Source organism: Agrobacterium sp. AGB01, from assembly GCF_014851585.1.
Lineage (GTDB): Bacteria > Pseudomonadota > Alphaproteobacteria > Rhizobiales > Rhizobiaceae > Agrobacterium.
In genome coordinates this window covers 324572-337887 of record NZ_JACVAB010000002.1, presented here as the reverse complement: position 1 = coordinate 337887, position 13316 = coordinate 324572, and the positions used below count along the sequence as shown (strand labels likewise).

Here is a 13316-nt window from a genome sequence, read left to right as displayed (position 1 = left end):
TCCCTGCCCATGCCCTGTGGTTGAAAACAGACAGTCGAAAAGTACGACTTATTTCAAGACCGGGAGAAAACCATGAGCATCCAGATATTTGACCTGACCGGCCGTCGCGCCCTTGTTACCGGCTCCTCGCAGGGCATTGGCTATGCACTGGCAAAGGGTCTGAAGGATGCCGGTGCTGACGTCGTCATCAATGGCCGTGACCCCGAGAAGCTGAAAGCTGCGGCACAAGAGCTCGGTAATGTCGACTACCTCGCCTTCGACGTGACCGACCATGCCGCTGCCCGTGAAGCCATCGACGCCTATGAAAAAGACAAAGGTGCCATCGACATCCTCGTCAACAATGCTGGCATGCAGCACCGCACACCGCTGGAAGATTTCCCTGCCGACGCCTTTGAGCGTCTGCTGCGCACCAATATCTCGTCGGTGTTTAATGTTGGCCAGGCCGTTGCCCGCCACATGATTGGTCGTGGCGCTGGCAAGATCATCAATATCGCCAGTGTACAGACAGCATTGGCGCGTCCGGGCATTGCACCTTACACAGCGACCAAGGGTGCGGTCGGCAATCTGACCAAGGGCATGGCAACCGACTGGGCAAAACATGGCCTGCAATGCAACGCCATCGCGCCCGGTTATTTCGAAACCCCGCTCAATGACGCATTGGTCAAGGATCCGGCCTTTACCGAATGGTTGCAGAAGCGCACGCCAGCTGGTCGCTGGGGCAAGGTCGAAGAACTGGTTGGCGCCTGCATCTTCCTCGCGTCAGGCGCATCGTCTTTCGTCAACGGCCACATTCTCTACGTTGATGGCGGCATCACCGTAAGCCTGTAAGCACAGAGCATAGCGCTTTAACGAAAGGTCCGCGAGTACCAGCGCGCGGACCTTTTTATGCGACCTTATTTATTGTGATGACCGCGCAACCTGCCTTCCAGCCACAGGCTGTAACGTGAGGCACCAAAGCAGATCACGAAATAGATGAAGGCAACGGCAATATAGGCTTCGTTATAAAACCCAAGCCAGCTGGGGTCCGTTGCAGATGCCCGAGCAGCGTTGAGAATATCGAAGATACCGATCACTGCCAGCAAGGACGTAGCAAGCAGGAAACCGATTGCCAGATTGACCATGCCGGGAATAACGATCCGCAATGCTTGCGGCAGAACGATCAGCTGCATGGTACCCCAATAACCGATACCCAGTGCAGTGGCGGCTTCCTCCTGCCCCTTGGGAATGGTCTGTAGTCCGGCACGCACGACCTCGGCGATATAGGCAGCCCAAAACAAAGTGACCATGATCATCGCTCTGATCATCTTGTCGAAAAACTGGCCGTCGGGTAACGCCATCGGCAGGATCAGCATCGCCACGTAGAGAATGGCGACCATCGGTGTGCCACGCATCACCTCGATATAGAGGATCGAAAATGTGCGCAGGCCACCCAGCTTGGAGCGACGCGCCAGCGCCAGCAGAATGGCAAGCGGTGTCGCAGCAGCAAAACAGCCAGCCCAGACAAACAGCGTAACGGGCAGTCCGCCCCATTGGTTGGAAGGTACAGGCCCACCCGAAAAACCGCCCGCCATCAGAAACCAGCTGGCCAGAATAATCAGCGGCCAGGCGAGCAGGGTTTCCTTTCTCCAGAAGCGCGGCATTGCCGTTGCAAACAGCAACAACACCAATAACAGCACAACCAGAGCCGGCCGCCACAAAAACTCAGCTGGGTAAAAGGCAAACATAATGAATTGCAGTTTGGCGCCGATAAAAGCCCAGCAGGCACCACCACGCGCCGCGCAATCGGCCGACACGCCACTCCACGTGGCGTCGAGAATGCCCCAGCGAATAAGCGGCGGCAGGGTCCAGACGAGTGCAGCTGAGGTCAACAGGGTGATCAAACTATTGGTCACCGTGCCGAACAGCCCTGCTCTCAGCCCTAACAACAGGATGCGCAATTTGCCGCGATGGCTGGGCACAACATTCACCGTCATCGGCCATTCCCCCGCAAGGCAACACGCCTGTTATACTCGTTCATCAACACCGAAACCGAGAGGTTGATGACCAGATAGGTGCCAATCAGGATCATCAGCGCTTCAAGCGACTGGCCTGTTGTATTGGCCGTGGTGTTGATGACGCTGACCAGCTCCGGATAACCAATGGCAACGGCAAGGCTCGAATCCTTGGTCAGGTCGAGATAACTTGACGTGGTTAGCGGCGTGATCACCCGCAAGGCCTGTGGCAACACGACAAGCCGCATGATCTGTCCCGGATGCAAACCGAGCGACCGTGCAGCCTCCCACTGACCATTGTTGACGGACTGAATGCCCGCCCGAACAATCTCGGCAATGGCAGCGGAAAATTTCACGACGAGCCCCGTCAACAGCGCCGCAAACTCCGGAGACAGGCTGGAACCGCCACGAATGTTGAACCCCGTCAATTCTGGAATATCAAAATTGAGCTGTGCCCCGCTGAACGACAGTCCCGCGGCGACAACGACGACCACGGCGGCGAAGCTCAAGGCCGTGCTGGTAATGTTTAAAGCCCTGCTATGTTTGAGGATAAACAGGATGGCGGCGAAGGTCGCGATTGCACCGGCAAACACCGTGCTGCCGCTGATACTCAAACCCTCAATCGAAACACCGGGGATAAACACACCGCGATTGGTGAAATAGATCGCCCCCAGAAACGCGCTGGCCTGTCGCGGCGCCGCAAAGGCGCTTGTCAGCGAGATCCAGAAGAACAGTTGCAGAAGCAGCGGCGTGTTGCGAATAATCTCAACATACCAGCGCACTGCAGTCGCCAGCAGCAGATTGCGCGAAAGCCCGGCCACGCCGACCGCGACCCCAAGTACAGTCGCAAGAACGCAGCCCAGCACTGAGACTTTCAGCGTGTTCAGCAGACCGACGATAATCGCGCGGATGTAGGTATCACCCGCCTGAAACGGAATTGAGCTTTCGCCAATCTCGAAATTGGCTGCCCGGTTCAAGAAGTCAAAGCCTGGCGTCACGCCAATACGGCGCATGCTCTCGATCACGTTGACCGCGAGAAAATACAGCGAAACGACAAGAAAACCGATGATGAAAACCTGAAGCAGCGGACGAGTGCCCCACCACATCAAGGCCTTGCGAAAGATGCCGGGCCTTTGAGGGCCCGGCGCTGGATTTACCGGCATTATTGATATGCCCCGACTGCTTAGCGGAATGGCGGAGAATAGAGAAGACCACCATCCGTCCACAGACGGTTGTAACCACGATCCCAACCGAGCGGCTTCAGGTTACGGTCGAAGATTTCACCGTAATTGCCCACAGTCTTGATGATGTTGTAGGCCCACTTCGGATCAAGACCGATCGCTTCGCCAAGGGCTGGATCAACACCTAGGAAACGCTGGATGGCAGGGTCTTCCGACTTCAGGAACTCATCGACGTTTTGCGAAGTAATGCCCCACTCTTCCGCCTGAATGGTTGCGTTAACGGTCCAGTTGACGATTTCCAGCCAACGGTCGTCACCACCGGCAACCGCAGGTGCTAGCGGCTCCTTGGACAGGCGCTCTGGCAGGATGATGTATTCATCCGGCTTTTTCAGCTGTGTACGCTTGCCGACCAAGTCGGACGAATCTTGCGTGATCGCATCCACGCGGCCGGATTCAAGCGCCGCGATGAACTGTCCGGTATCTTCAATCGTTACTGGCGTGAACTTCTTGCCTGTCTTGCGGAAGAAGTCAGCAACGTTCAACTCACCTGTCGTGCCGCTCTGAGCGCCAATCGTTGCGCCGTCGAGTTCGGCAGCTGTGGTCACACCGAGGTCCTTGCGGACCAGAATGCCCTGACCGTCATAAAACACCGTCGGGCCAAAGTGGAAACCAAGCTTCAGCGCACGGGTGATAGTAACCGTCACACCCGACAAAAGAATGTCGAATTCGCCGCTCTGGAGAGCTGGCAGACGCTGCTGCGGAGAAGAGTTGGTGAACTCTGCCTTATCAGGTGTGCCGAAAACAGCGATGGAAAGAGCACGGCCGTAATCTGCAAACAGCCCCTGCCATTTGCCGCTGCTGTCAGGCGCAAAGAAACCTGGTGTCGTGCCAACACCAACCTTGATGGAGCCGCGTTGCGTTATCTTGTCCAGCGTTGGGCCGGCTTGTGCAACATTTGAAAGAGCCAGACTGGTCAACAAAGTCCCGGCGATCGCCGACTTGAGAAAGCCGCCGAGATATCCTTTAAATCTCATGGTTCAAATACTCCTGATGCTTCAATCAGGCGATCAGATCTTGGTGTCCCCCGAGGAACTGATGCCGAAATATACACTAATTCAATAGTTTTTATATTCGAGGCACCACATGCCCATTTTCCGATCACATCAGGAATGTAATTGCCATTTTTTCGATCAGAGAAGATCACATTATTCCGCGTCGCAGCCACTCGACAAAACGAAATCAAACGGCAAATCAACGCGAACCAGAAATCAAGTTTTCCAATCGGGAATTTGGGCATCGCGTTTTGGCACGCTATTGACCCCACCTCAAAATGCTGCCCCCGACACCGGTCTGGTATCGGGGGCAATCCAAGGAAGTCACGATGTCAATTGTACAGAACGGTGTTCGCAGACGTTACTGCGACAGTGGCATAACTATCTCAGACTGCCGTTATGGGAATGCCGCGAACGGTTCCAGTCAGCGGCATAGGCGGTGTCAAATGCAGGCGCAAAGGCCGGGTTCAATCTGCGCTTTCTGATCAGCAAGCTCATGATGCGAGCCGCTGTCGAAAAGCTCATTTCACCCAGCGGTCCATGACCCACCCACGGTTTGTTCAGACGTGCGACAACCGAGCCAACCAGCGCAGCCGGCACGATATCCGTGCAGGTACGCATGGCGTTGAAGACATCGGAAATCGGAATGTGAGAGTTTTCGAAGGTTACGAGGGGTTGGCCATCATAGGGCTCCCACTCTTCAAATTTCAAAACGGCTTCCCAGAACAGATAGTGCAGGTCGATTGGGGCGTGGCCGTTAAAAAGCTGCGGTAGTTTGGATGTCATAACATTCTCCTCCGTTGAGTGCATATTGGTTGAAAATATGCGCAATCTTCCTTGGATCTTGGTGACAGGCAAAAACACTATAGACGGATAGCTCCTTTATGAAACCGGGTGGGTCGTAAAAAACTGGTCGCCTTGTGGCAGGTGCACTGCGGGCCAGAACTGACCGGCATAATCGCGGGCGGCCTTTTCTGCGGCATCCCGGCTGGAGAGGTTTTTCAAGACATGGCTACGATGCCCCAGTTGCAGCAATACCGTCTTACTGGGGTAATCATAGATAACCTGTAAATTGTCATGGCTCATTGAGATCCTCCATCTCATTGTTGCTAAACGACTTTCAGAGATACATGTTCCACCGGCATCAACAGCGTTGCACCTGGGGTTCATCAAAATCCAGATCGGCATATCTGCGTTTCTGTGCTTTGACCTTGCTGGCAAGGCCATCCAGCAGGCTGTAACCACTGGACCACCGGCCAAATCCGCTTGCGATATTGATGTGACCGGCCATCCCTAGATTGAGAATATTGGCCTGCCATTTTTCACCAACCGATGTCAGCCGATCTATCGGCATGTAATGGTCATTAAGGCTGCCAACCACGATGTTCGGAAACGGCAGACGCCCGTCATCCAGCCGTCCAAAAGAAATCGCGCCGGGATGCAATTCATCGGTCAACTCGGGGTCGCAGGGCGCAACAAGCAGCGCCGCCTTGACACGATTGGCAGAGGCGCGGGCCGCCAGTTTGGCAGCCACCAGACACCCGAGACTATGCGCCACAATATAGGCCTCGCCCTCGCGCTCCAGCGCTTCTTCGACATTCGCCACCCAGCAATCAAGGCTGGGTTTGGACCAATCATCCTGCACCACGATGCTCGCGTCAGAATGGTCCTTTTGCCAGTACCACTGCCAATGCCCTTCATCAGATCCATTCAGTCCGGGAAGAATAAGCGTGCGCATGGCGTCCTCTTAATCAACAAGGTGACAACAGATCTTCATATCAGTGCTCGCCCAACAGCCGCAGTTCTTTGCCCACTTCGCGCATTCTGCTGCGCAACTCGAAACCGGTCCCGTCGTCGACTTCGTAATCACCGAAGCAATGACGGGCATCATGCAAAAGCAAGCGGTCCTCAAGTTCATTTTGCGTTCTGATCAATTTTGCAACACGGCGAAAAATGCCCATTTCCGAACTCCTTCGTCGAAAAACCATGCAGTCAAAATTATACATAAATTTAGTAGACTAAAGGCACTACATGCCAAGATGCCAAATAGAAGGAGAAAAAACATCCGATAGTTATGGAAAAAATCCATATTCTAGATGAGGATTTCCGAAAAAGCTCTAAAGCATGGAATTTCATTTCGAGAATTTGAAATCCACAATCTCAACACAGCGTCGAAGCGGGTCGACTGACAATATTTTCTATAATATTGGTCAACAATGAAATTCTGTCGCTCATCAGTCCTGATGCGCGATGGTATATTTGCAAAATTGCGAGGGCATCTTCACCAGCCTTGGAGACCTATATGACTGCAACCGTGACTTATCTTCATAATCCGCTGGAAACACAGCTTACCCATCCCGACCAGCTAAAGTCTGCCATGCGCAATTTTGCCGGGGGCGTTTCCGTTATCACTGCGGGATCTGGAGATCAGCGCAATGGCGCAACCGTGACCTCGGCCACAGCACTTTCCATGGATCCGGCATCGATGCTGATCAGCATCAATCGCTCATCATCCATCTGGCCGGTTATCAGCCGGTTCAACCATTTCTGTGTGAACATTCTCTCGGCACAGCAGCAGGATATTGCCAGCCGCTTTGCCGGTGTTGGCGGCCTCAAGGGCGTGCAGCGATACAGCAACGCCAACTGGTCGACGCTCGAAAGTGGCGCGGCCGTGCTGGAAGGCGCACTTGCCTCCATCGACTGTGCCGTCGAAGATGTAATTGAACGGCATACCCACGCCATCGTTATCGGACGTGTGGTCGCCTTGGTGACTGGCCAAGGAGAACCATTGGTTTATCACAATGGCCAGTATGGAAACATCGTCCCGATTTAACCGTGGAGGTTAAATCTCAAGCGTATGCGGCATCGTCGACACCCTTGCCGGTGTCGGCAGCAAACTGCTCCAATGTCGTGTTATCGAGAACTTCTGCCATAGCATCGCGCACTCGGCCCATGGACCGCCGCACCTGACAGTGCTCTGGATCTTCACAGTCCTCGCATGGCTCAAACGCCGTCTTGCTTGCGCAACGGATCGGGGCCAGCGGCCCATCAAGAGTACGCACCACTTGGCCAATCAAAATCTCGGAAGCCGGTTTGGACAGGGAATATCCACCGCCTGGACCTTTCTTTGAACGCAGCATGCCTGCATTTCTCAGTTCCAGAAGAATCGTATCGAGGAATTTTTTAGGTATGTTGTTACGGCTGGCAATCTCATTGACAAATGCTGTCTGCCCTTCAGCAAGCCCGGCCAGATCAACCATGGCCTTCAAGCCGTATTTCCCTTTTTTCGTCAGCATCAACCGCTCTTTCACAATCACATCGCGGCGATAGATATGGGCAAAAACCGCGCTTAAGGCAACAGAGCGCGCACAATCTATTCGAGAGATTTAATCAAAATTACCTCTGTCCGGTAGCCTGATGTGAACAGGCAACCGGGCAAGGCATTTTAAACGGTGCTTCGTCTCACGAACCGGAGACGATTTTTACGTTGCCGCCGTGGCCACCGCCGCCAAAAACGCGGTGTTCGCCAAACGACGAGCGGATCTGGTTGCGCGGTCCGCCAAGACCAATTTCCGGAAACAGCAATTCGGAGACCCGGTAAGCTTCCTCAAGATGCGGGTAACCAGAGGCGATGACCGTATCGATGCCGAGATCCTGGTATTCCCGAAGTCGAGCAGCGATGGTTTTGGGTGAACCAACAAGTGCTGTCCCGGCACCGGAGCGCACAAGACCGATACCGGCCCAAAGATTTGGCGACACCTCAAGCTTGTCACGGCGACCATTATGCAGTGCCACCATGCGTGCCTGCCCGACAGAATCGGAATTTTTGGCAAACACCTCTTGGGCTGCGGCAATGGTGTCGTCGGACAGTTTCGAAATCAGACGATCCGCAGCCTCCCATGCCTCTTCATCGGTTTCCCGAACGATGAAGTGCAGTCGGATGCCGAAGCTGACGTCGCGATTTTGCGCCGCCGCAGCCTTGCGCACCTTGGCAATTTTTTCCTCAACCAGATACGGCGGTTCACCCCATGTCAGGTACTTATCGATAATGCCGGCGGAAAAATCGATGGCAGCATCCGAGGATCCGCCAAAATAGATTGGTGGACGTGGCTGCTGCACCGGTGGCAAGCCCAGTTGAGCGTGATGGGCCTTGATGTAGCGACCATCGAGATGGGCCTTGCCGGTTTCAATCAAGTCATTAAACACCTGGAAAAACTCACCTGCATGATCGTAGCGTTCATCATGGGCTAAAAAAATGCCATCTCCGGCCAGTTCCTGCGCGCTGCCACCAACGACAATATTCAACAACAGCCTGCCGTTGGAAACCCGGTCAAGCGTTGACGCCAACCGCGCATAGTAGGCAGGCGACGCCGTTCCCGGACGAATGGCAACCAGAAACTTTAGCTGTTCAGTATGCGCCGCCAGATCGGCTGCCAGAATGAAGGATTCTTCACAGGCAACACCGGTCGGAATAAGCACGCCGGAATAGCCCAGACGATCAACAGCCCGGGCAATCTCGCGGAAGTAACCGGGATCTGACTGCCGCGCGAGATCATCCGATCCCAGATAGGCACCGTCACCGGAAGATGGAATGAACCAGAGAAAATCGAGTGGTTGATGGGGCTTTGCCATTGCTCAAGTCCTGTTTGATGACAGGACCACAAAGGCCCCATCGGACACATCATTCACGGCTTGCCAGACAGTCAGCACCTCCGCGGAGAAGGGCCGAACTGAACTTTACCAGTCCATTTCGATACTGGCCCCTCATTCGCGTCAACAATAATAATATCCATAGAATTTATAAGAAATACTATTCCAAAGAACCCGCCATTGATGAAGTTTATCTCACGGCAGGTTCAAAGCGATGAAATTCCATCTTCAAAATCACGGGCTGAATAAACCTGCCCTGCCCGCCCTCATTACCCACCAATAGGCTGTAAATCGCGGTCAGCCGGTATTGCTCAAAGACTGCTCTTGTTTGTCAAGATTGAGATAGGACGACAGCTGGCCGGCAACAAAAATTGCATGGTCCGTCACCTGCGGCAGCCCCATCAACTCTCCAAATGTACCGCGCGCCAATGGTCCGGCAATATATAATCCCGGCGCCGCCCTGCCTGTTTCATCAATCGCGATGGAGGTGTTGTCACAGGCAATACCAAGGCCGGTGGCACAAGATGATATCAGACCGTCTCGTTGCAGGGCGGCGAGGAAAGGAATTGAATGCAGGACCTCGCCGTGAGCCGGGCCTGTGGTCACCGCGATCGCATCGAAAACATAATCGGCCACTTCGCCTGTCACCTTCTCTTTCAGAGACACACGGAAGCCGGAATCCTCGGACGTCACGCCTTGAAGGAAAGCTGCTTTTATCGACAGCTGGCCGGCAGCAACTGCTTCGTCCAGCACTTTCTCAACCTGCGGCGCAACGCGAAAACGGTGAACATCCCAATATGGACGGGCCAGCCGCACAATGCGACGCCTCTCCTTGGTTGGCAAAGCCTGCCAGATTTTTTGTCCCTGTGCGCGGATGGCATCGATGACCGCATGCCAACTGAAACCAGCCTTCTCCGCCTGCCTGATCGTGTCGCGGATCCGATGCACCAACTCAGACGCGCGGACACTGGGTCTGGAGACAAAATCGCCGAACGCTTCCTGGGCGGTTTCCGCATGGCCACGCGAACGCAGTCCGCGCCGCGAGATTGAAACAATCGTTCCGTGGTGCCCTTTATCGTTCAGGGTCGCGACGACATCGGCCGAGGTCAAACCATTGCCGATAACAAGCACGCGGTCGTCCGGCTCGATCGGTCGAAGCGCATCAGGCTGCGTCACATCTGCAATCAGTTTTGGATGATCCTTGAGGCCGGCCAATGCAGCAGGCAGCGTCGGTGCCGGATGGCTAACCGCAATTGCAACGGCGTCAGCCAGCAGCACACTGCCATCTTCGGCTTTCAACAGCCACTTCGTCCCGGATTTCCCGACGCCGGTGACACTCGTTTGACGATGTTCGACAATACCCTGATCAAGATAAGGCTGGATTTCAGACGACACGTAATCGCCGAACGACGCGCGCTGCAAATAGGGCAGTCCATCCGAGCCAAACGCATCCGCATCCTCTGTCAGAATGTTCTTGTCTGTTGCAAACCGCAGAAAACTCTCGGGATCGTCAGGGTAAAGCGTCATCTTGCCGGCAGGCACATTGATGCGGTGTGCTGGTTCATGCGTGCTATAAGCCAGCCCCGCCCCAAGCTTTTCACGCGGCTCAAAGACCACCATTCGGACAGTGCCAACGACCGGGCAACGCCGGGCAAGATGGATTGCCAGTGCAGCTCCCGTAACACCGCCACCCACAATCGCAATGACCGGACAAAGAGACTTTTGAGGCATCACAAGCTCCGACAGTTATGGAAGATATATGTGGAGCGCAGTATAGCGCCATGCAATCGAGGTTTAAAAATACGCGCATCCGACGATTGGCGAAAGCGCGCCAGCCCATCAAACATCGTGTTAGCAAAGCCAGATAACAGGGTTCGCCCTCCTTCATTTTGAACATTCCGTCACAACCGCTTCGGATAGTCACCGCAAACATATTCTATAAAATTAGTGATATATATGCATTCCTCATTTGAAAGAGCAACCAAAATGGAAAACGGAAGCACCCGCCGCGATGCTTCCGTTCGATTGTCTGCGCAGAGCATGCTTGGGAGGTAAGTTGCTCAGAAAGCGGCAGACGGAATCCACGAGGCGGTCGCCGCCGTGCTGGTAGAGAATGCCGGAATTTTAGCCGCCAGATCGTCAATCGTCGTCACACCTGCCTCACGCAATTGCTGCTGGGTCACAAGAACAGGATCGACGATAATCTGGTGCGGAACCTCTTCCCCGGCAATCTGGAGGGCTGCCGCGCGAATGGATACAGCACCCACAACCGCCGGATTGGTGGCGGCGGTTGCTACCCAAGGACTGCCCTCTTCGACAATTTCCTGAATATCGGCCGTGGAAATATCCGCCGAATAGATCTTGAGCTTGTCGCTGATGCCAAGATCAGCCGCAGCCAGTTTCACCCCGCGTGCAAATTCGTCATAGGGTGCGAATACCACTGAAATATCGGGATTGGCCTGAAACACCGCCTTGGCCTGATCGGCCGTTGAGGTCGCCGTTGTATCGCTGACATTACCGAAACGGGCCTTTTCCACGATACCGACATTTGCCGCCTTCACCTTGTCCCAAACCTCGTTGCGACGATCAAGCGGCGCAAACCCGGCGACATAGGCATAACCGGCATTAAAGCTGGTGCCATTATCCTTGATGGCCTGATCCAGCGCCAACTCTGCCAGCTTGTGGTCGGACTGCTCGACCTGCGGAATTTTCGGGTTGTTGAGGTTCACGTCAAAGGCAACAACCTTGATGCCCTTATCGAGTGCCTGCTGTACGACATCCCCCAAAGATTCCGGCAGACCATGGTCAACCACAATGCCCTGAACACCAAGATTGATGGCCTGTAGAATTTGTTCGCGTTGTTCTGCGGCATTCTGGCGGCCCGGAAAGATACGCAGATCAACCCCAAGCGCCTTGGCCTGCGCTTCGGCCCCGGCCTGATAGGCCTGGAAAAAATCACCGGCTGAGATGTAGCTGATCAGGGCCAGTTTTACACCACCTTTGTCGAAGGGAGCCGGTGCGCCCGTAAGGCCTTCCGCCGATGCCGAATGCACCAGAGCCAAAGAGGACAAAGCGGTAAATGCCAGAAAACGCAGAGTTGACGTCATGGTGTTCCCTTGAAACGAGAAGGCCTTCAGCGGCCTCAGATGACGTCCATTATTCAAATAAATACACTTATTTTATAGATTTAATATTTATCAATTTCCGACCGGAAATAGATTTCTTTGCCATTTAACGTCGGATGTCGGCAAGTTTCTGCCCGGCTTTCAGGCACCGGCCAGACGACATGTCCATCGCGAAAAACATCTGTCCCACTCAATAGAATACCCGGCGGATAACACGCCGGGTATTCTTGTAGTCCTCACGATATGTGCCGGTCAGACGGCTTCATCATGCGATGGTTTTTCCCAAAGATTGATACCACCTTCGACCGCATAACGATCAATCTCCGCCAGCTCCTCTGGTGTGAAAGAAAGGTTATTCAAGGCTGCCACGTTCTCCTCGATCTGCCTGGCCGAACTTGCGCCAATCAGGGCAGAGGTTACACGCGTGTCACGCAGCACCCAGGCAATGGCCAGCTGCGCCAGTGACTGGCCCCGCCGTGCGGCAATCTCGTTCAGCGCGCGGGCACGAATGATGTTTTCTTCCTTCAGATGTTCCGGCCGAAGGAAATCACCACCCGGCCGGTTCACGCGTGCATCCTGTGGAATGCCGTTCAGATATTTGCTGGTCAGCAGCCCTTGCGCAAGCGGCGTAAAGGCAATGATACCAGCCCCGACATCCTCGACCGCATTCAGCAGGTCCTTTTCAACCCAACGGTTAAACAGGTTATAAGCCGGCTGGTTAATCAGCAGCGGTACCTGCCTGTCGCGCAAATGCGCGGCAATCTCACGGGTCTTGGCACCGGAGTAAGAGGAGATACCAACATAAAGCGCCTTGCCCTGCCGTACGGCCTGGGCCAGCGCATCCGCGGTTTCTTCCAGCGGCGTGTCCGCGTCATAGCGGTGCGAATAGAAAATATCGACGTAATCGACACCAAGTCGCGACAGGCTCTGATCGAGGCTCGACAGCAGCGCCTTTTTCGAACCACCGCCGCGGCCATAGGGTCCCGGCCACATATCCCAACCGGCTTTGGTCGAGATAATCAGTTCATCGCGGTAACTGCGAAAATCTTGCTTCAGAATACGCCCGAAATTGATCTCGGCACTTCCCGCTGGCGGGCCATAATTATTGGCAAGGTCGAAATGGGTAATGCCCAGATCAAACGCCTTGAACAGGATGGAACGTTGCGTCTCAATGGTCGTCGTGTCACCGAAATTGTGCCACAGGCCAAAGGAAAGCGCTGGCAATTTCAAGCCGCTTCGCCCGACACGGCGAAACTGTGCATTATCATAACGTTTGGGATCAGGCAGATAACTCATGTCTTGGTTTCCTGTGGTCAA

Annotated in this window: 14 protein-coding genes; 2 read left to right on the top strand and 12 right to left on the bottom strand. The window is 54.4% G+C overall.

Annotated features, from left to right (window positions below):
• Positions 1–72 precede the first annotated feature (72 nt).
• A complete protein-coding gene (locus IB237_RS08340) occupies positions 73–828 on the top strand; it encodes an SDR family oxidoreductase (RefSeq protein ID WP_192488187.1) in 756 nt (251 codons plus the stop codon).
• Between the two features lie 65 nt (positions 829–893).
• Here IB237_RS08340 and IB237_RS08335 read toward each other — a convergent pair whose 3' ends face one another.
• From IB237_RS08335 to IB237_RS08305, 7 genes are all read right to left on the bottom strand, one after another.
• On the bottom strand, positions 894–1973 hold the full coding sequence (locus IB237_RS08335; protein ID WP_192488186.1) for an amino acid ABC transporter permease: 1080 nt from the start codon (positions 1971–1973) through the stop codon (positions 894–896).
• Positions 1970–3154 (bottom strand): amino acid ABC transporter permease, encoded by a 1185-nt coding sequence (locus IB237_RS08330; RefSeq protein WP_192488185.1) that lies wholly within the window; start codon positions 3152–3154, stop codon positions 1970–1972. The genes IB237_RS08335 and IB237_RS08330 overlap by 4 nt, the downstream gene beginning before the upstream one ends.
• Before the next feature lie 20 nt (positions 3155–3174).
• Positions 3175–4206 carry an amino acid ABC transporter substrate-binding protein gene (locus IB237_RS08325; RefSeq protein WP_192488184.1) on the bottom strand — a complete coding sequence of 344 codons (1032 nt, stop codon included), beginning with the start codon at positions 4204–4206 and terminating at the stop codon, positions 3175–3177.
• Between the two features lie 399 nt (positions 4207–4605).
• On the bottom strand, positions 4606–5010 hold the full coding sequence (locus IB237_RS08320; RefSeq protein ID WP_192488183.1) for a hypothetical protein: 405 nt from the start codon (positions 5008–5010) through the stop codon (positions 4606–4608).
• Positions 5011–5106: 96 nt separating this feature from the next.
• Positions 5107–5310 carry a hypothetical protein gene (locus IB237_RS08315; protein ID WP_192488182.1) on the bottom strand — a complete coding sequence of 68 codons (204 nt, stop codon included), beginning with the start codon at positions 5308–5310 and terminating at the stop codon, positions 5107–5109.
• 58 nt (positions 5311–5368) lie between these two features.
• Positions 5369–5962, bottom strand: a complete 594-nt coding sequence (locus IB237_RS08310) for an alpha/beta hydrolase (RefSeq protein ID WP_192488181.1) — start codon at positions 5960–5962, stop codon at positions 5369–5371.
• Positions 5963–6002: 40 nt separating this feature from the next.
• The gene (locus IB237_RS08305; protein ID WP_192488180.1) at positions 6003–6185 is read right to left on the bottom strand and encodes a hypothetical protein; all 183 of its coding nucleotides are present in this window, start codon (positions 6183–6185) and stop codon (positions 6003–6005) included.
• A gap of 341 nt (positions 6186–6526) precedes the next feature.
• On the opposite strand from IB237_RS08305, the gene IB237_RS08300 reads away from it, so the two are divergent.
• Positions 6527–7057 (top strand): flavin reductase family protein, encoded by a 531-nt coding sequence (locus IB237_RS08300; RefSeq protein WP_192488179.1) that lies wholly within the window; start codon positions 6527–6529, stop codon positions 7055–7057.
• A gap of 16 nt (positions 7058–7073) precedes the next feature.
• Here the strand turns inward: IB237_RS08300 and IB237_RS08295 are convergent, their stop codons facing one another.
• From IB237_RS08295 to mgrA, 5 genes are all read right to left on the bottom strand, one after another.
• A complete protein-coding gene (locus IB237_RS08295; RefSeq protein WP_192488178.1) occupies positions 7074–7520 on the bottom strand; it encodes an Rrf2 family transcriptional regulator in 447 nt (148 codons plus the stop codon).
• 166 nt (positions 7521–7686) lie between these two features.
• Positions 7687–8856 carry an FMNH2-dependent alkanesulfonate monooxygenase gene (gene ssuD / locus IB237_RS08290; RefSeq protein ID WP_192488177.1) on the bottom strand — a complete coding sequence of 390 codons (1170 nt, stop codon included), beginning with the start codon at positions 8854–8856 and terminating at the stop codon, positions 7687–7689.
• Positions 8857–9171: 315 nt separating this feature from the next.
• Positions 9172–10605: an FAD/NAD(P)-binding protein gene (locus tag IB237_RS08285; RefSeq protein ID WP_192488176.1), complete on the bottom strand. Its 1434-nt coding sequence runs from the start codon at positions 10603–10605 to the stop codon at positions 9172–9174.
• A 329-nt stretch (positions 10606–10934) separates the two neighbouring features.
• The gene (locus IB237_RS08280) at positions 10935–11981 is read right to left on the bottom strand and encodes a substrate-binding domain-containing protein (protein ID WP_192488175.1); all 1047 of its coding nucleotides are present in this window, start codon (positions 11979–11981) and stop codon (positions 10935–10937) included.
• Between the two features lie 270 nt (positions 11982–12251).
• Positions 12252–13295 carry an L-glyceraldehyde 3-phosphate reductase gene (gene mgrA / locus IB237_RS08275; protein ID WP_192488174.1) on the bottom strand — a complete coding sequence of 348 codons (1044 nt, stop codon included), beginning with the start codon at positions 13293–13295 and terminating at the stop codon, positions 12252–12254.
• Positions 13296–13316: the final 21 nt, after the last annotated feature.

Bases quoted from the DNA above. Each gene is read 5' to 3' on its own strand.
- IB237_RS08340 (WP_192488187.1), top strand. From the start codon at position 73: ATGAGCATCCAGATATTTGACCTGACCGGCCGTCGCGCCCTTGTTACC.
- IB237_RS08335 (WP_192488186.1), bottom strand. From the start codon at position 1,973: ATGACGGTGAATGTTGTGCCCAGCCATCGCGGCAAATTGCGCATCCTG.
- IB237_RS08330 (WP_192488185.1), bottom strand. From the start codon at position 3,154: ATGCCGGTAAATCCAGCGCCGGGCCCTCAAAGGCCCGGCATCTTTCGC.
- IB237_RS08325 (WP_192488184.1), bottom strand. From the start codon at position 4,206: ATGAGATTTAAAGGATATCTCGGCGGCTTTCTCAAGTCGGCGATCGCC.
- IB237_RS08320 (WP_192488183.1), bottom strand. From the start codon at position 5,010: ATGACATCCAAACTACCGCAGCTTTTTAACGGCCACGCCCCAATCGAC.
- IB237_RS08315 (WP_192488182.1), bottom strand. From the start codon at position 5,310: ATGAGCCATGACAATTTACAGGTTATCTATGATTACCCCAGTAAGACG.
- IB237_RS08310 (WP_192488181.1), bottom strand. From the start codon at position 5,962: ATGCGCACGCTTATTCTTCCCGGACTGAATGGATCTGATGAAGGGCAT.
- IB237_RS08305 (WP_192488180.1), bottom strand. From the start codon at position 6,185: ATGGGCATTTTTCGCCGTGTTGCAAAATTGATCAGAACGCAAAATGAA.
- IB237_RS08300 (WP_192488179.1), top strand. From the start codon at position 6,527: ATGACTGCAACCGTGACTTATCTTCATAATCCGCTGGAAACACAGCTT.
- IB237_RS08295 (WP_192488178.1), bottom strand. From the start codon at position 7,520: ATGCTGACGAAAAAAGGGAAATACGGCTTGAAGGCCATGGTTGATCTG.
- ssuD (WP_192488177.1), bottom strand. From the start codon at position 8,856: ATGGCAAAGCCCCATCAACCACTCGATTTTCTCTGGTTCATTCCATCT.
- IB237_RS08285 (WP_192488176.1), bottom strand. From the start codon at position 10,605: ATGCCTCAAAAGTCTCTTTGTCCGGTCATTGCGATTGTGGGTGGCGGT.
- IB237_RS08280 (WP_192488175.1), bottom strand. From the start codon at position 11,981: ATGACGTCAACTCTGCGTTTTCTGGCATTTACCGCTTTGTCCTCTTTG.
- mgrA (WP_192488174.1), bottom strand. From the start codon at position 13,295: ATGAGTTATCTGCCTGATCCCAAACGTTATGATAATGCACAGTTTCGC.